Here is a 15,247-nt window from a genome sequence, read left to right on the forward strand (position 1 = left end):
GGCCGGTACCGGCAGGTAGGTACGCTGCTGCATATGCGCGCACTTCTCGTGGTCAATCCCGCTGCCACCACCACGAGTGCCCGTACCCGTGAGGTACTCGCCCATGCACTGGCCAGCGACCTCAAACTGGAGGTCGCCGAGACGCGGTACCGCGGGCACGCCCGCGACCTGGCCCGGGAGGCCGCCGAGGGCGGGGAGACCGACCTGGTGGTGGCGCTCGGCGGCGACGGCACGGTCAACGAGGTCGTGAACGGCCTGCTGTCCACCGGCCCCGACCCGGAGTCGCACCCCCGGCTCGCGGTGGTCCCCGGGGGCTCCACCAATGTCTTCGCGCGCGCCCTGGGCCTGCCCAACGACGTCGTGGAGGCCACCGGCGCCCTGCTGGACGCGCTGCGCGACCGCAGCGAGCGCACGGTCGGGCTGGGCCTGGCGTCGGGCACGCCGGGCAGCGCCGACGAGGGGGTGCCGCCCCGCTGGTTCACCTTCTGCGCGGGTTTCGGCTTCGACGCGGGCGTGGTCGGCCGGGTCGAGCAGCAGCGCGAGCGCGGCAAGCGCTCCACCCACGCCCTCTACGTGCGACAGGTCGTACGGCAGTTCCTGGGCGAGGCCAACCGCCGCCGGGGCTCCATCACGCTCGAACGGCCGGGCGAGGAGCCGGGGACCACGCAGACCACCGAGAACCTCGCGATGTCGATAATCTGCAACACCGCGCCGTGGTCGTACCTGGGCAACCGCCCGATCTACCCGTCGCCGGACGCGTCCTTCGACACGGCCCTGGACCTCTTCGCGCTGGACAAGTTCTCGGTGCCGGCGGTGACCCGGTACGCGTCCCAGCTCCTGGCGTCCACACCGGAGCGCGGCCCACGGGGCAAGCACGTCCTCTCCCTGCATGACCTCACCGACTTCACCTTGCATTCACAGGTTCCGCTGCCGTTTCAGATGGACGGTGACCACTTGGGACTGCGGACGAGTGTGACGTTCACAGGCGTACGCCGTGCACTGCGTGTGATTGTGTGAGCAGTAGGGCCTAAAGTCCTTTCACTCGAACGTTTAGGCTGGCTTCCACCCCCTGGAATGACGGCTGTGAGCTAGGCGACACCAAGGAATCAAAAAAAAGTTTCCGGAAGGGGTTGTATCCGCCGCCGAGGTTTGCGAGTCTCTTCATGGCGATCGGGACGGCCGCTTTACCGGCCCCCTTGAGAGCCCGAATCCTCCTCCTCATCCCACAGGACCGCACCAGTCCTTGACTGGCTTTCGGCCCTTCCCTTGTGGAGGGATTCGTGAAAGCGTTCACATTCACAAGCAACGTTCCCGTCACACGAGGAGATGGAGCAGCCATGGACTGGCGTCACCGCGCCGTTTGCCGCGAAGAAGACCCCGAGCTCTTCTTCCCCATCGGCAACACCGGTCCCGCGCTGCTGCAGATCGAGGAAGCCAAGGCCGTCTGCCGCCGCTGCCCCGTCATGGAGCAGTGCCTGCAGTGGGCGCTCGAGTCCGGCCAGGACTCGGGCGTCTGGGGTGGTCTGAGCGAGGACGAGCGCCGCGCGATGAAGCGCCGTGCAGCTCGCAACCGGGCGCGCAACGCCAGCGCCTGAGCCAGCCTCCCCGTGGCCCCCGAGCCGCAGCGCGCAGTACCTTCGATGCCCGCCCGGAGCTGAGACCCGGTCGTGACCGCATCGCAATAGCTTTGAGCCCCGGACCGACACCGGTCCGGGGCTTGTTGCTGTCCTGGTCCGAGACCGGCCTCCCCGGGAGGGGCGGCCGACCGGGCGGTCAGTGCTTCTTCTCGGCGCGGACGGGGATATCGAGCAGCACCCGGGTGCCGCCCTCGGGCCGGCGGACCATGTCGAACGTGCCGCCCAACTCCCCCTCCGCGAGGGTCCGTACGATCTGGAGCCCGAGGTTCCCGGCACGGTGCGGGTCGAAGCCCTCGGGGAGTCCGCGGCCGTTGTCCTGGACGGTGACCAGCAGCCGGGGTTCGGTGCGGCTGCCGCCGCGGACCGCGCCGACCTCGACGGTGCCGTGCTGCACCTGGTCGAAGGCGTGCTCCAGGGCGTTCTGGAGGACCTCGGTGAGGACCATCGACAGCGGGGTCGCCACCTCGGCGTCCAGGACGCCGAAGCGGCCGGTGCGGCGGGTGGCGACCTTGCCCGGGGCGATCTCGGCGACCATGGCGAGCACCCGGTCGGCGATCTCGTCGAACTCCACCCGCTCGTCGAGGGTCTGGGAGAGCGTCTCGTGGACGATGGCGATCGAACCGACGCGGCGGACCGCCTCGTTGAGCGCCTCGCGGCCCTGCGCGGATTCCATCCGGCGGGACTGGAGGCGGAGCAGGGCGGCGACGGTCTGGAGATTGTTCTTCACCCGGTGGTGGATTTCCCGGATGGTGGCGTCTTTCGTGATCAGTTCGCGTTCGCGGCGGCGCAGTTCGGTGACGTCGCGCAGCAGGACCAGCGAACCGATATGCGTTCCTTTGGGCTTGAGCGGAATGGCCCGCAATTGGATCACGCCGTCGTTGCCCTCCACCTCGAATTCCCTGGGGGCCCAGCCGCTGGCCAGTTTGACCAGCGCCTCGTCCACCGGGCCGCGGGCCGGGGCGAGTTCGGCGGTGGCCCGGCCGAGGTGGTGGCCGACCAGGTCGGCGGCGAGGCCGAGACGGTGGTAGGCGGAGAGCGCGTTGGGGCTGGCGTACTGGACGACGCCGTCGGCATCCAGCCGGATCAGGCCGTCGCCGGCGCGCGGTGAGGCGTCCATGTCGACCTGCTGGCCGGGGAACGGAAACGTTCCGGCAGCGATCATCTGGGCCAGGTCGGAGGCGCTCTGGAGGTAGGTCAGCTCCAGCCGGCTGGGGGTGCGGACGGTCAGCAGGTTGGTGTTGCGGGCGATCACGCCGAGCACCCGGCCCTCGCGGCGGACCGGGATGGACTCGACCCGCACCGGCACCTCCTCGCGCCACTCCGGGTCGCCCTCGCGCACGATGCGGCCCTCGTCCAGGGCGGAGTCCAGCATGGGGCGGCGGCCCCGGGGGACGAGGTGGCCGACCATGTCGTCCTGGTAGGACGTCGGGCCGGTATTGGGACGCATCTGGGCAACCGACACATAGCGGGTGCCGTCGAGGGTGGGGACCCACAGGACGAGGTCGGCGAAGGAGAGGTCGGAGAGCAGCTGCCACTCCGACACCAGCAGGTGCAGCCACTCCAGGTCGGAATCGCTCAGGGCGGTGTGCTGGCGTACGAGATCGTTCATCGAGGGCACACCTGCGAGCCTACCGGCGTACGGTATGTGTTGTGCCTGCACGGCCATGGACAGGAAAGAATGGTCTAGTCCAGAATGTGCGGTGCGACACCCCGGGGGCGGAAGGCCCCCGGCGGCCAGAACTTCCGCTCTCCCCGCACAGGAGGGCGGATCGAGGCCCACGGCGCTCTCTGCCCTGACTGCGCCCGGGCCTCCGATCGACCGGTCCCGGGACGGGGCCGTGCCCCCAACCGCACAGGGGGCACCTCCCGCCCATCGGTACGGGGCCGGCCGATGTCAGCTCCGGGCTGCGGTGCCGGACAGGTTGAGGGTCCTGTCCCGGCGCCGCGGCCCGCGGGTGTTTTCGGGGCCGGGCGCCAGGCTCCGCCCCGGGCCGGGCGCTAGGGGGTGTCCGGGGCCGGCTGCTCGGTGCGCGGCCAGGCGTTCATGGCGAGGTCGGCGACCGCCTCCAGGGTGTGCCGGTCGGTGCCGTCCCGGGCGGACTGGGACATCCCGGCGAGGATCGCGCTGACGTATTCGGCCAGGGCGCGGGCGTCGGTGCCGGGCGGAAGGTCGCCGGCGGCGATGTCGGCCCGGACCGCGCGCTCGATCTCCCGGACGTTCTGCTGCCGCTTCTGCCGCAGGGAGGCGGCGACTTCGGCGGAGGCCGGTGCGGTGTTGAGGGCGGCGCTGATCACCATGCAGCCGCGCGGGCGGTCCGGGACGGTGTACTCGGCGGCGGCCTCGCGCAGGGCGCGCTCGACGCCGCGGCGGCCGGTGGGCTCCTCGGCCAGGGCACGGGTGATGAAGCCGCCGTAGAGCCGGCCGTAGACCGTGACCGCCTCCTCGAACAGAGCCCGTTTGTCGCCGAAGGCCGCGTAGAGGCTGGGGGCGCTGATGCCCATCTCGCGAGTGAGGTCGGAGATGGACGTGGACTCGTAGCCGTGCTCCCAGAAGGAGCGGATCGCCTTCTCCAGGGCCGTGTCGCGGTCGAAGGACCGGGGCCGGCCGCGCTGCTTGCTCTCCTTCGCCACCATGGAGGGAATTCTATAGCGGTCGATAAGAAAGGCGTGCTACGGTTTTTGTGTAGCGAGCGATACAGAAAGTTCGCCGAGGTCGGCGTGCGTACGGACGAGCCGTGCGGCGCCCGCGAGACGAAGGGGAGGGACCCGCGATGGGGGCACTCAGCGGCAGGACGGCACTGGTGACGGGCGGCGGCCGGGGGATCGGCCGGGCGATCTCGGAGCGGCTGGGGCGGGACGGCGCACGGGTCGGCGTGCACTACTCCGGTGACGAGACCGCGGCGAAGGAGACCGCCGCGGCGATCGAGGCGGCGGGCGGGGAGGCGTTCACGCTCCGCGCCACGCTGGGGGCGCCGGGGGACGCCGAAGCGCTGTGGTCGGCGTTCGACGCCCACGCCGACGGCCTGGACATCCTGGTGAACAACGCCGGGATCAACAAGACACTGGACAACACCCTGCGGCCGTTCACCGAGATGACCCGCGCCGACGTCGAGCACCTCTTCGCGGTCAACAGCACCGCGCCGTTCTTCGTCATCCAGGAGGGGCTGTCCCGGCTGCGGGACGGCGGGCGGATCGTCAACGTCTCCACCGGGCTGACCCAGACGGCGCCCCAGTCGGAGCTGCTCGCCTACGCGATGTCCAAGGGCGCGGTGGACGTGCTGACCCGCGGGCTGGCGCAGGAGCTCGGCCCGCGCGGCATCACGGTCAACGCCGTGTCCCCCGGCGCGGTCGACACCGATATGAACGCCGCCTGGCTGCGCGGTGCGGACAACGCCGCGGCGCGCGCCGCGACCGGTGCGCGCTCCCCGCTGGGGCGGGTGGCGGATCCGACGGACATCGGCGACATCGTGGCCTTCCTCGCCTCGAACGACAGCCGGTGGGTGACGGGCCAGTGGATAGACGCCACGGGGGGCGCCCTGCTGTGACGGGCGGCGCGGGCCGCGGCCGGCCCCTCCCCTGCCCCGTGGCCGCCGCCCCGCAACGGCCGTTCGGCGGTCACCGGGGCGCCGGGAAGCGGTGGGGAAAATGTGCCGTTCTGTTCAATGACGCCACGGGGTCGGCCGGGCCCAGCTCTGCTAGATTGGTCTATACCACATGAGACCACTCCAGAACGGCAGGCCAAGCGTGGAAGTTGTCATCGTCCCGGATGCCGCGGCAGGCGGCGAGCTCATCGCCGAGGCCCTCGCCACCCTGGTGCGCCGCAAGCCCGAGGCGCTGCTCGGCGTGGCCACCGGCTCGACCCCGCTGCCCGTCTACGAGGCGCTGGCGGCGAAGGTCCGGGCCGGCGAGGTGGACGCCTCGCGGGCGCGGATCTGCCAGCTCGACGAGTATGTGGGCCTGCCCGCCGGGCACCCCGAGTCCTACCGCTCGGTGGTGCTGCGCGAGGTGGTGGAGCCGCTGGGGCTCGACGAGAGCGCGTTCATGGGACCGGACGGCACGGCTGAGGACGTCCAGGCGGCGTGCGAGGCGTACGACCGGGCGCTGCGGGAGGCCGGTGGGGTGGACCTCCAGCTGCTCGGCATCGGCACCGACGGCCACATCGGCTTCAACGAGCCCTGTTCGTCGCTGGCTTCGCGCACCCGCATCAAGACCCTCACCCAGCAGACCCGGGAGGACAACGCCCGCTTCTTCGACAGCCTGGACGAGGTGCCGCACCACGTCATCACCCAGGGCATCGGCACGATCCTGGAGGCCCGCCACCTGGTGCTGCTGGCCACCGGCGAGGGCAAGGCGGACGCGGTGGCGCAGGCCGTCGAGGGCCCGGTGGCCGCACTGGTGCCGGCCTCCGCGCTCCAGCTGCACCCGCATGCCACGGTCGTGGTGGACGAGGCGGCGGCGGGCAAGCTGAAGCTGGCCGAGTACTTCCGCGCGACCTACGCCGCCAAGCCGGAGTGGCAGGGGCTCTGACCCCGCAGCGCCGGCGGCCCGAGGGCCCGTACCGGCACCGGGCCCTGACCGGCCGGTGCGGGTACGGGCCCTCGGTGGTGGGGGGCCGGTGCCGGGTGGACGGGTGGGCGCCGGGCCGGTGACGGGTGAGCCGACGGTGGGTGGTGCGGGGGCTCGGGGGCCGGGGGCCGGTGGGGCGGCGGCGGGCGGACCGGTGGCGGGTGGGGCAGGGGCTCGTGGGGCGGGCGTGGTCGGCCCGCCCGGGGGTCATGCCGTCCGGCCGGTGAGGGCTTCGGCGGCGGCCTGGGCGCAGACCCGGGCGGCGCCGTGGGTGGCGAGGTGCGGTGCGCCCTGCGGCGGGGCCTGGGGGACGCCCATCTCCACCACGGCGGTGCCGGGGCGCGCGGCGAGGAGGGCGTGCAGGGCGTCGGCCATCCAGGGGTGGCGGTGCAGATCGCGGACGACGGCGACGACGGGGCGTTCGCCGGCGGCGGTGAGCAGGGTCTCGACGAGGGCGGAGGTACCGGCCGCGGCCTGGTCGGCGGTGTAGGTGGCGGTGCCGGTGCCGGGCAGCAGCCGGGTGAGTTCGGCGGCCAGGCCCCAGGGGGTCTCGTCCCCGACGGCGATGTTGGCGAGGGGGGTGAAGGCGGCGACGTAGGCCGGTTCGGTGAGCGGTGCGTAGGGGGCGGTGGCGGTCAGGCGGAGGGCGCGGCGGGCGGCGGCCAGACCGATGCCGGGGGCGGGCGCGGCCCCCTCCCCCGCCCCCGCGACCCGGGTCCAGTGGGCCAGGGCGCGGACGCGGGCGGCGGCGTCGGCGAGCCGCTCCGCGGGGAGTTCGCCGTCCCGGACGGCGCGTACCAGTGCGTCGCGCAGGCGCAGCACGGTGTCCTCGTCGGACAGGCCGCCGCCCACGCAGATGGCGTCGGCGCCGGCGGCGAGCGCCAGGACGCTGCCGCGTTCGATGCCGTAGGTGGCGGAGATGGCCCGCATCTCGATGCCGTCGGTGACGATCAGGCCGTCGAAGCCGAGGCCGCCCTCGGCCTCGGGGGCGCGCAGCAGGCCGGTCAGGGCGGCCGGGCTGAGGGTGGCGGGGCGTTCGGGGTCGACGGCCGGCAGCAGCAGGTGGGCGCTCATCACGGCCCGGGTGCCGGCGGCGATCGCGGCGCGGAACGGCACCAGTTCGCGGTCCTGGAGGGTCGCCAGGTCGGCGGTGACGCGGGGGAGGTCGTGGTGGGAGTCGACGGCGGTGTCGCCGTGGCCGGGGAAGTGCTTGGCACAGGCGGCGACGCCGGCGGATTGCAGTCCCTCGATGTAGGCGGCGGTGTGCCGGGCGACGAGGTGCGGGTCGGCGCCGAAGGAGCGGACGCCGATGACGGGGTTGCGGGGGTCGGAGTTGACGTCGGCGGAGGGGGCCCAGTTGAAGGTGATGCCGCAGTCCGCCAGCCGGCGGCCGAGTTCCCGGGCGACGTCCCGGGTCAGCTCCGTGTCGTCGACGGCGCCGAGCGCGAGGTTGCCGGGGAAGGAGGAGCCGCCGCGCACTTCGAGGCGGGTGACGTCGCCGCCCTCCTCGTCGATGGCGACCAGGAGGTCCTCCCGGGCGCGGCGCAACTGGCCGCACAGGGCGGCGAGTTGTTCGGGGCTGCGGACGTTGCGGCCGAAGAGGGCGACGGAGACCAGGCCCTCGTCCAGCCGCCGCAGCAGCCAGTCCGGTGCGGTGGTGCCGGGGAAGCCGGGCTGGAGGACGGCGAGCGCGTCCCGGGTGAGGGTGTCGGCGGAGCTGATCACGGTGGCCATGGGCTATCCCTTCACTGCGCCGGAGGTGAGACCGCCGACCGCCTTGCGTTGCAGGATCAGGAAGAGGATCAGGATCGGGAGGGCGAACAGCGAGGCGGCGGCCATGGTCGCGCCCCAGTCGTTGCCGAACTGGGTCTGGAACTGCGAGAGCCACAGCGGCAGGGTGCCGGCGCCGGGCTCCTTGTTGAGGACCAGGACGAGTGGGAATTCGTTCCAGGCGGTGATGAAGCCGAAGAGGGAGGTGGCCATCAGGCCGGGGGCCAGCAGCGGCAGGACGACCCGGACGAACGCCTGGCGGCGCGAGCAGCCGTCCACCATCGCGGACTCCTCCAGTTCCTTGGGGACCGCGGCGACGTAGCCGCGCAGGGTCAGGAGGGTGAAAGGGAGGACCATCAGCATGTAGAAGACGGTGAGCGGCAGCAGGCTGTTGAGCAGGTCGGCGTCGCGGACGATCAGGTAGATGGAGATCACCATGACCTCCCAGGGCGCCATCTGGGCGACCATGAAGGTCAGCAGGATCCCCTTGCGGCCCTTGAAGCGCATCCGGGCGATGGCGAACGATCCGCAGAGCCCGACGACCAGCGAGAGCCCGACGGCGGCCACGGTCACCAGTACGGAGTTCCCGGCCAGCCGCCAGAAGTTGGGGGCGTTCACCGCGGTGGTGAAGTGGTCGAGGGTGGCGTGCAGCGGGAACCACACCGGGTTCTCGCTGAGGATGTCCCGGGTCGGTTTGAAGGCCGTGGCGAACATCCAGTACACGGGGAAGACGAAGCCGAGCGCGAGGACGGCGGCGGTCGCGTTGGGCCAGATCCGGCCGGCGAGTGAGCGCTTCACAGCGCGTCCTCCTCTTGCTTGAGCGTCAGGCGCAGGTAGTAGGCGGTCAGGACGAGCAGCACGGCGATGGTCAGGACGGAGATCGCGGCGCCCATCCCGAAGTGCAGGTTGCCCACGCCCTCGGTGAAGGCGTAGATCGGCAGGGTCTCGGTGAGCCGGTCGGGACCGCCCTGGTTGATGGCGAAGATCTGCGGGAACGCCTTGAAGACCCAGATGACTTCGAGGAACGTCGTGGCCATGAAGAACGGGCGCAGGAAGGGGAAGGTGACGGAGGTGAAGACCTTCCAGGTGCCGGCGCCGTCCATCCGGGCGGCCTCGTAGAGCTCCTTGGGGATGGTCGTGGTGGCCGCGTAGAGGTTGAGGGCCACGAAGGGCAGCGACTGCCAGACGATCAGCACGGTGATGACGAAGAAGGTGGACAGCTGGGTGCCGACCCAGTCGTAGCGGGCCATGCCGTGCCCGCCGAGGTGGTCCAGGACCCAGTTGACGACGCCGTAGCGGGAGTCGAAGAGCCACTGGAAGACGGTGGTGGCGGCGATCGAGGGCATCGCCCAGGCCAGGACGAGCGCCGCCGACAGCACCAGCCGCATGGTCTTGCCGAGCCGGGCCAGCAGCAGTCCGAGCAGGGTGCCGAGCAGCATGATCAGCACGACGTTGACGGCGGTGAAGACGATGGTGCGGCCGGTGACCCGCCAGAACTGCTCGCTGCCCAGGACCTCCTGGTAGTTGCCCGGCCCGCGCCAGTCGGTGAGGTGCTGGATCAGCTCCTTCATGTTGAGGTTCTGGAAGGAGAGCACCAGGTTGCGGACGAGGGGCCAGCCGAGGAAGACGGCGGTGGCGAGCAGGGCCGGGAGCAGCAGGAGGTAGGGCGCGGCGCGCCGGCCGCCGGGGCCGCGCCGGGCGGCCGGGGCGCCGTCCGGGCCGGTGCCCGGTCCGGTGTCCGCCGCCGCTTCGTCGAGCTGCACTGCCATGAGCGTGTGGTCCCCTCGTTCCCGTGGTTGCGCCGGTGGCCCCCGCGGCGGCGGGGGTTACGCCAGGCGTACGGGCCGGGGGCGGCCGGCCCGTACGCGGACGGTGGCGGCTACTGCTTGGCGAGCCGCGAGTTGATCTCGGCCTCGATGTCCTTGGCGGCGTCGGCCGGGGTCTTTCCGTTGAGCACCGCGGTCATGTAGTTCTTGATCGGGTTGGGCACGTTCTCCACCGCGGCCCACTGGGGGATCAGCGGGGTGGTGCCGCCGGACTTCTCGGCGGCCGGGGCGGCGGCCGCGGCGGCCGGGTTCTCCTTGGCGGCGCCGGCCAGGGCCGGGGACTTGGGCGTCCAGCCGGCTTCCTTGACCATCTGGGCGTCGTTGTCCTTGGAGAGGGCGACCTTCAGGAATTCCTTGGCGAGTTCCTGGTTCTTGCCCATTCCGGCGACCGCGAAGTTGGAGCCGCCGAGGAAGACGCCCTCGGGCTTGTCGGCGGTCTCCCCCGGAATGGTGAAGAAGCCGATGTCGTCCTTGATGGCGGGATTGGCCTTGACGGCGGTGGCGGCCTCATAGCCCATGGCGATGAGGGCGCCGGTCTTCCCCTTGGCGAAGATCTCGGCCTGCTGCGGGGTGGCCTCGTCCTTGTTCTTGGGGGCGGTGCTGAATGCCATGTACTGCTTGTAGATGTCCATGGCCTTGGCGACCTTGGGGTCACCGAAATTGGAGACCCATTTCCCGCCTTCCTGCTTCACCAGCTGCGCACCGGTGCCGATGGTGAGGCCGTCGAGGAAGTACCAGTTCTGGCCGGGCAGGTAGAGCGGCTCGGCGTCGGTCTTGTCCTTGATGGTCTGGAAGTCGTGGAAGAGTTCGGCGCGGGTGGTGGGCGGCTTGGTGAGCCCGGCCGCGGCCCAGATCTTCTTGTTGTACATCACCACGCGGTTACCGGCGAACCACGGCAGCGCGTACTGCTTGCCGTCCACCAGGGCGGCCTTGTTGAAGGCGTCGCTCCAGTCGGCGCCGATCTCCTTCTTGAGATCGCTGAGGTCGGCCAGCGCGCCGGCCTTGGCGTAGGCGGCGGTCTGGGTGTTGCCGATTTCGACGACGTCCGGCGGGGTGTCCTCGGAGAGCGCGGTGCTGAGTTTCTGCTGAATGCCGTTCCACTGCTGGACCTTGAATTCCACCGTGGCGCCGGTCTTCTTCTCGAATTGCTCGGAGACCTGCTTGGTCCATTGCGCCGGGTTGGAGCCGGACATCACCCAGACGGTCAGCTTCTTCCCCTTGAAGCCGTCGGCGCCGGCGCCGCTTTCGCCGCTCGACCCACAGGCAGCGACACTCACCAGCATTCCCGCGACCGCGGTCGCCGCTATGAGCCCACGCTTCATCGCGCTCTCTCCCTCAAGACGGGTGTGGCTTAAATGGTTTAGACCAGTTCCCGCAGCTTGGCCTAGACCTTTAGGGGTGTCAAGGGTGTATAAGAGTCGCTGTCAGGTCCGTTACCGGACCGACATCTGGCGGGGCGGGACCCGCGACAGCGCACGGCCACCCCGTCCGTGCCACGATGTGAGCCGCTACGTACGGAGGAGCCGGTGACGGCAGCAGGACAGGCAGCGGAGAGGCGGGTCATGGAGACCGAGGCGGGCAGCGCCGAGAGCGGCGGCGGGGCCACGCGCACCGCCCGGGTGCCCAAGTACTACCGGCTCAAGCGGCATCTGCTGGAGATCACCGAGACCCTGCCGCCGGGCACCCCGGTCCCGCCCGAGCGCACCCTGGCCGCCGAGTTCGACACCTCCCGGACCACGGTCCGGCAGGCCCTCCAGGAGCTGGTCGTCGAGGGCCGCCTGGAGCGCATCCAGGGCAAGGGCACCTTCGTCGCCAAACCGAAGGTCTCCCAGGCGCTGCAACTGACCTCCTACACCGAGGACATGCGGGCGCAGGGCCTGGAGCCGACCTCGCAGCTGCTGGACATCGGCTACGTCACCGCCGACGACCGGCTGGCCGGGCTGCTGGACATCACCCCCGGCGGCCGGGTGCTGCGCATCGAGCGGCTGCGGCTGGCCAGCGGGGAGCCGATGGCCATCGAGACCACCCACCTGTCCGCCAAGCGGTTCCCCGCGCTCCGCCGCAACCTCGTCAAGTACACGTCCCTCTACACCGCGCTGGCCGAGGTGTACGGGGTCCGCCCGGCGGAGGCGGAGGAGACCATCGAGACCTCGCTGGCCACGCCCCGCGAGGCCGGGCTGCTGGGCACCGACGTGGGCCTGCCGATGCTGATGCTCTCCCGGCACTCGCTGGACGCCGAGGGCCGGCCGGTGGAGTGGGTCCGGTCGGTCTACCGCGGCGACCGCTACAAGTTCGTCGCCCGGCTGCGGCGGCCGGCCGACTGACCGCGGGCGCCGGCCCGCCCCGCGCGGCCGCCGCCCGCCCCGGCCCCCGGACACCCAACTCCCCCGTGGTCACCGGTCCATACCGATATGCGGACAGCTGGTGACGCGTGCCGCGACCCTGGCTTACATTTCCAGCCTCTTGCACAGGAGTTCAGACAGGGACGGGAGCCAACGGTCATGGCCGAGAACGCCGCATCACCGGTCCGCAGACCGGTCGTCACCCCCACACGGGTGGTGGCCGGATTGTGTCTGCTCGCCCCGTTCATCGCGATGCTGTGGGTGAGTTCCTACGCCCGGATCGAGCCGACGCTGATCGGCATCCCGTTCTTCTACTGGTACCAGATGGCGTGGGTGCTGATCTCGACGGCGCTGACCGCCGTCGCCTACCGGCTCGTCCGGCGCGAGCAGCGCGCCCGCAAGGGCGGTGAGGTCCGATGACCACCCCCGTCACCACGCTCGCCGCGGGCTCCCAGGGCGTCGACGGCGTGGCCCTCACGGTCTTCGTCCTCTTCTTCCTCGCCGTGACGGTCATGGGCTTCCTGGCCGCGCGCTGGCGCCGCGCCGAGCAGTCCGCCAACCTCGACGAATGGGGCCTGGGCGGGCGGAGCTTCGGCACCTGGATCACGTGGTTCCTGCTCGGCGGCGACCTGTACACCGCGTACACGTTCGTGGCCGTCCCGGCGGCCGTCTACGCGGCGGGCGCGTCCGGCTTCTTCGCCGTCCCGTACACCATCCTGGTCTACCCGCTGATCTTCACCTTCCTGCCGCGCCTGTGGTCGGTCTCGCACCGGCACGGGTACGTCACCACCTCCGACTTCGTCCGCGGCCGCTTCGGCTCCAAGGGGCTGTCGCTGGCCGTGGCGCTCACCGGGCTGCTGGCCACGATGCCGTACATCGCGCTCCAACTGGTCGGCATCCAGGCCGTGCTGGACGTGATGGGCCTGGGCGGCGGCGAGCACGCCAACTGGTTCGTCAAGGACCTGCCGCTGCTGATCGCCTTCGCGGTGCTGGCCGCGTACACCTACTCCTCGGGGCTGCGGGCGCCGGCGCTGATCGCGTTCGTCAAGGACGGGCTGATCTACCTCGTCATCGCGGTGGCCATCATCTACATCCCCATCAAGCTGGGCGGTTTCGGCGAGATCTTCCACTCGGCCGGCACCGCGCTGGCCCAGCACGGCCCGACCGGCAAACCGCGCGGTGAACTGGCCAGCGGCCCCAACGCCCAGTGGGCGTACGCCACCCTGGCGCTCGGCTCGGCGCTGGCGCTGTTCATGTACCCGCACTCGATCACCGCGACGCTCTCCTCGCGCAGCCGCAACGTGATCCGCCGCAACACCACCATCCTCCCCCTCTACTCGCTGATGCTGGGCTTCCTCGCCCTGCTCGGCTTCATGGCGATCAAGGCCGGGACGGACACCCACGGGAACGCGCAGCTGGCGATCCCGCAGCTCTTCGAGGACATGTTCCCGAGCTGGTTCGCGGGCGTGGCGTTCGCCGCGATCGGGATCGGCGCACTGGTGCCCGCGGCGATCATGTCGATCGCGGCCGCCAACCTCTTCACCCGGAACGTCTACAAGGACTTCCTCAAGCCCGGTGCCACGCCCGAGCAGGAGCACAAGGTCGCCAAGCTGGTGTCCCTCCTGGTCAAGGTCGGCGCGCTGGCCTTCGTCCTCACCATGGACAAGACCGTCGCGATCAACTTCCAGCTGCTGGGCGGCATCTGGATCCTCCAGACCATGCCGGCGCTGGTCGGCGGGCTCTTCACCCGCTGGTTCCACCGCTGGGCGCTGCTGGCCGGCTGGGCGGTCGGCATGGTCTACGGCACGCTCGCGGCGTACGGGGTGGCCAGCCCGACCCAGAAGCACTTCGGCGGCTCCAGCGCGGAGATCCCCGGCCTCGGCCAGATCGGCTACATCGGTCTCACCGCCTTCGTCCTGAACGTCCTGGTGACGGTCGTCCTGACCGTCGTCCTCAAGGCCCTCAAGGCCCCCGGGGGCGTCGACGAGACCTCCCCCGGCGACTACACCGCCGACCTCGGCGACGAGGGCGTCACCGCCGACCTCCCCCCGGCCACGGCGGGCGCTCCGGCCGGCCACTGACGGCTCCTCACCTCCCGCCCGGGGCCGCCGCGTTCAGCCGAACGCGGCGGCCCTTCGCCGTGCGGGGTCAGTGCGCCCAATCCTTCAGCGCCTCGGTGTCGAGTGTGATACCAACCGGGTCGGGCAGGTGCAGGGACTTGCCGAACGGCACGGTGCGGACATTCTCGTAGCGATCACCATCCGGCTCGCTGTACAGCGACACCTGGCCCGACGTCCGGTCGATCAAGAGAGAGAGGGGGAGGCCGGTTTCCGCATAGGCGCGAGGCTTCTCGACCCTGTCACGCTGATCGGTGTCGGAGTCGTGGGAAGTGACCTCGACAACCATCAGCACCGGGTCGGGGTCAGCCCACTCGCCCTTCCCGACGAAGGCATCCATGTGCGCAAGTGTGCCGTCCGGCCGCGCCCGGCCATCACGGTACGACTGCACCTTGATGCCTTGGCTCGGGTCGAGCCAGAGCTCGGGACGGTGCTGCATGCAGATGCGCGTCAGCCACTGGATGATCCGCCCGTGGTCTCCGTCCGGCATGGGCTTGCTCTTGACCTTCCCGTCGATGAGTTCCAACCGCGTGCCCTCTTCCAGGCGGGCACGTATCCGGGCGGCCTCTTCGAAGTGCTCGGGAACAGTGATGTGCGGCCGGTCGGCGAGGGCGGTCATGGCGCTTTCTCCTTGCTGTCGGACCGAGCAGGGGAACCTGAAACCGACGATATCCGAGCCCACTGACAGTCACCCCGTGATCACAACTGCGCGGGCGACCCGGGCGGCGCGCACCCGAAGCCGCCCACCCACCGGCACAAGATGTGGGGCTGCGTGCGGACATCGGCACAAGATGTATGCTCGTGCTCGCTGTCGCCGCAGGGGAATCCGGTGCGAATCCGGAACTGTCCCGCAACGGTGTGAGCGCACACGACACGGCCCGCTCCCGCGGTCCGGCCGTGCGCGCTCGAGTCCGATGACCTGCCGACGGTACGTCCGCACCGCCACCGGTGCGGCGTCGATACGTCCGGGCCCCGAGGGATGGGCCGGT

General features: G+C 71.0%; 14 protein-coding genes and 1 riboswitch. Of the genes, 7 read left to right on the forward strand and 7 right to left on the reverse strand.

From position 1 onward, the window contains the following. Window positions 1–33: 33 nt before the first annotated feature. Both MUU72_RS13100 and MUU72_RS13105 read left to right on the forward strand, forming a co-directional pair. Window positions 34–1,017, forward strand: coding sequence for a diacylglycerol/lipid kinase family protein (locus MUU72_RS13100; RefSeq protein ID WP_248013379.1), 984 nt, complete (start codon window positions 34–36; stop codon window positions 1,015–1,017). A gap of 320 nt (window positions 1,018–1,337) precedes the next feature. Continuing rightward, complete coding sequence (locus MUU72_RS13105; protein WP_003983230.1) at window positions 1,338–1,595, forward strand: WhiB family transcriptional regulator; 258 nt, start codon at window positions 1,338–1,340, stop codon at window positions 1,593–1,595. Window positions 1,596–1,773: 178 nt separating this feature from the next. On the opposite strand, the gene MUU72_RS13110 is transcribed toward MUU72_RS13105, so the two are convergent. Both MUU72_RS13110 and MUU72_RS13115 read right to left on the reverse strand, forming a co-directional pair. Then, the gene (locus MUU72_RS13110) at window positions 1,774–3,246 is read right to left on the reverse strand and encodes a sensor histidine kinase (protein WP_248013380.1); all 1,473 of its coding nucleotides are present in this window, start codon (window positions 3,244–3,246) and stop codon (window positions 1,774–1,776) included. A gap of 389 nt (window positions 3,247–3,635) precedes the next feature. Continuing rightward, on the reverse strand, window positions 3,636–4,271 hold the full coding sequence (locus MUU72_RS13115) for a TetR/AcrR family transcriptional regulator (RefSeq protein WP_248013381.1): 636 nt from the start codon (window positions 4,269–4,271) through the stop codon (window positions 3,636–3,638). Between the two features lie 137 nt (window positions 4,272–4,408). On the opposite strand from MUU72_RS13115, the gene MUU72_RS13120 reads away from it, so the two are divergent. Both MUU72_RS13120 and nagB read left to right on the forward strand, forming a co-directional pair. Continuing rightward, the gene (locus tag MUU72_RS13120; protein WP_248013382.1) at window positions 4,409–5,182 is read left to right on the forward strand and encodes an SDR family oxidoreductase; all 774 of its coding nucleotides are present in this window, start codon (window positions 4,409–4,411) and stop codon (window positions 5,180–5,182) included. 199 nt (window positions 5,183–5,381) lie between these two features. Next, window positions 5,382–6,164 (forward strand): glucosamine-6-phosphate deaminase, encoded by a 783-nt coding sequence (gene nagB, locus MUU72_RS13125; protein WP_248013477.1) that lies wholly within the window; start codon window positions 5,382–5,384, stop codon window positions 6,162–6,164. Between the two features lie 246 nt (window positions 6,165–6,410). Here nagB and MUU72_RS13130 read toward each other — a convergent pair whose 3' ends face one another. The 4 genes from MUU72_RS13130 to MUU72_RS13145 all read right to left on the reverse strand — a co-directional run bounded on the left by MUU72_RS13130 (window position 6,411) and on the right by MUU72_RS13145 (window position 11,121). After that, window positions 6,411–7,937, reverse strand: coding sequence for a glycoside hydrolase family 3 protein (locus MUU72_RS13130; RefSeq protein ID WP_248013383.1), 1,527 nt, complete (start codon window positions 7,935–7,937; stop codon window positions 6,411–6,413). Window positions 7,938–7,940: 3 nt separating this feature from the next. Beyond that, complete coding sequence (locus MUU72_RS13135) at window positions 7,941–8,771, reverse strand: carbohydrate ABC transporter permease (protein WP_248013384.1); 831 nt, start codon at window positions 8,769–8,771, stop codon at window positions 7,941–7,943. Continuing rightward, window positions 8,768–9,742 carry a carbohydrate ABC transporter permease gene (locus MUU72_RS13140; RefSeq protein WP_248013385.1) on the reverse strand — a complete coding sequence of 325 codons (975 nt, stop codon included), beginning with the start codon at window positions 9,740–9,742 and terminating at the stop codon, window positions 8,768–8,770. The genes MUU72_RS13135 and MUU72_RS13140 overlap by 4 nt, the downstream gene beginning before the upstream one ends. A gap of 110 nt (window positions 9,743–9,852) precedes the next feature. Beyond that, a complete protein-coding gene (locus MUU72_RS13145; protein WP_248013386.1) occupies window positions 9,853–11,121 on the reverse strand; it encodes an extracellular solute-binding protein in 1,269 nt (422 codons plus the stop codon). 240 nt (window positions 11,122–11,361) lie between these two features. Here MUU72_RS13145 and MUU72_RS13150 point away from each other — a divergent pair, with 240 nt between their 5' ends. The 3 genes from MUU72_RS13150 to mctP all read left to right on the forward strand — a co-directional run bounded on the left by MUU72_RS13150 (window position 11,362) and on the right by mctP (window position 14,222). Beyond that, complete coding sequence (locus MUU72_RS13150) at window positions 11,362–12,123, forward strand: GntR family transcriptional regulator (RefSeq protein WP_248013387.1); 762 nt, start codon at window positions 11,362–11,364, stop codon at window positions 12,121–12,123. A gap of 177 nt (window positions 12,124–12,300) precedes the next feature. Then, window positions 12,301–12,561, forward strand: coding sequence for a DUF3311 domain-containing protein (locus MUU72_RS13155; RefSeq protein ID WP_248013388.1), 261 nt, complete (start codon window positions 12,301–12,303; stop codon window positions 12,559–12,561). Continuing rightward, on the forward strand, window positions 12,558–14,222 hold the full coding sequence (gene mctP, locus MUU72_RS13160; protein WP_248013389.1) for a monocarboxylate uptake permease MctP: 1,665 nt from the start codon (window positions 12,558–12,560) through the stop codon (window positions 14,220–14,222). The genes MUU72_RS13155 and mctP overlap by 4 nt, the downstream gene beginning before the upstream one ends. A 67-nt stretch (window positions 14,223–14,289) precedes the next feature. Here mctP and MUU72_RS13165 read toward each other — a convergent pair whose 3' ends face one another. Beyond that, a complete protein-coding gene (locus tag MUU72_RS13165) occupies window positions 14,290–14,877 on the reverse strand; it encodes a Uma2 family endonuclease (RefSeq protein WP_248013390.1) in 588 nt (195 codons plus the stop codon). 172 nt (window positions 14,878–15,049) lie between these two features. Further along, window positions 15,050–15,199: riboswitch (cobalamin riboswitch) on the forward strand. The last annotated feature ends 48 nt before the right edge of the window (window positions 15,200–15,247 follow it).

It is taken from the genome of Streptomyces rhizoryzae (assembly GCF_023155275.1).
GTDB lineage: Bacteria > Actinomycetota > Actinomycetes > Streptomycetales > Streptomycetaceae > Streptomyces > Streptomyces rhizoryzae.

Excerpts from the sequence above, each read along its gene's own strand:
- MUU72_RS13100 (WP_248013379.1), top strand. The coding sequence starts at position 34 with ATGCGCGCACTTCTCGTGGTCAATCCCGCTGCCACCACCACGAGTGCC.
- MUU72_RS13105 (WP_003983230.1), top strand. The coding sequence starts at position 1,338 with ATGGACTGGCGTCACCGCGCCGTTTGCCGCGAAGAAGACCCCGAGCTC.
- MUU72_RS13110 (WP_248013380.1), bottom strand. The coding sequence starts at position 3,246 with ATGAACGATCTCGTACGCCAGCACACCGCCCTGAGCGATTCCGACCTG.
- MUU72_RS13115 (WP_248013381.1), bottom strand. The coding sequence starts at position 4,271 with ATGGTGGCGAAGGAGAGCAAGCAGCGCGGCCGGCCCCGGTCCTTCGAC.
- MUU72_RS13120 (WP_248013382.1), top strand. The coding sequence starts at position 4,409 with ATGGGGGCACTCAGCGGCAGGACGGCACTGGTGACGGGCGGCGGCCGG.
- MUU72_RS13130 (WP_248013383.1), bottom strand. The coding sequence starts at position 7,937 with ATGGCCACCGTGATCAGCTCCGCCGACACCCTCACCCGGGACGCGCTC.
- MUU72_RS13140 (WP_248013385.1), bottom strand. The coding sequence starts at position 9,742 with ATGGCAGTGCAGCTCGACGAAGCGGCGGCGGACACCGGACCGGGCACC.
- MUU72_RS13145 (WP_248013386.1), bottom strand. The coding sequence starts at position 11,121 with ATGAAGCGTGGGCTCATAGCGGCGACCGCGGTCGCGGGAATGCTGGTG.
- MUU72_RS13150 (WP_248013387.1), top strand. The coding sequence starts at position 11,362 with ATGGAGACCGAGGCGGGCAGCGCCGAGAGCGGCGGCGGGGCCACGCGC.
- MUU72_RS13155 (WP_248013388.1), top strand. The coding sequence starts at position 12,301 with ATGGCCGAGAACGCCGCATCACCGGTCCGCAGACCGGTCGTCACCCCC.
- mctP (WP_248013389.1), top strand. The coding sequence starts at position 12,558 with ATGACCACCCCCGTCACCACGCTCGCCGCGGGCTCCCAGGGCGTCGAC.
- MUU72_RS13165 (WP_248013390.1), bottom strand. The coding sequence starts at position 14,877 with ATGACCGCCCTCGCCGACCGGCCGCACATCACTGTTCCCGAGCACTTC.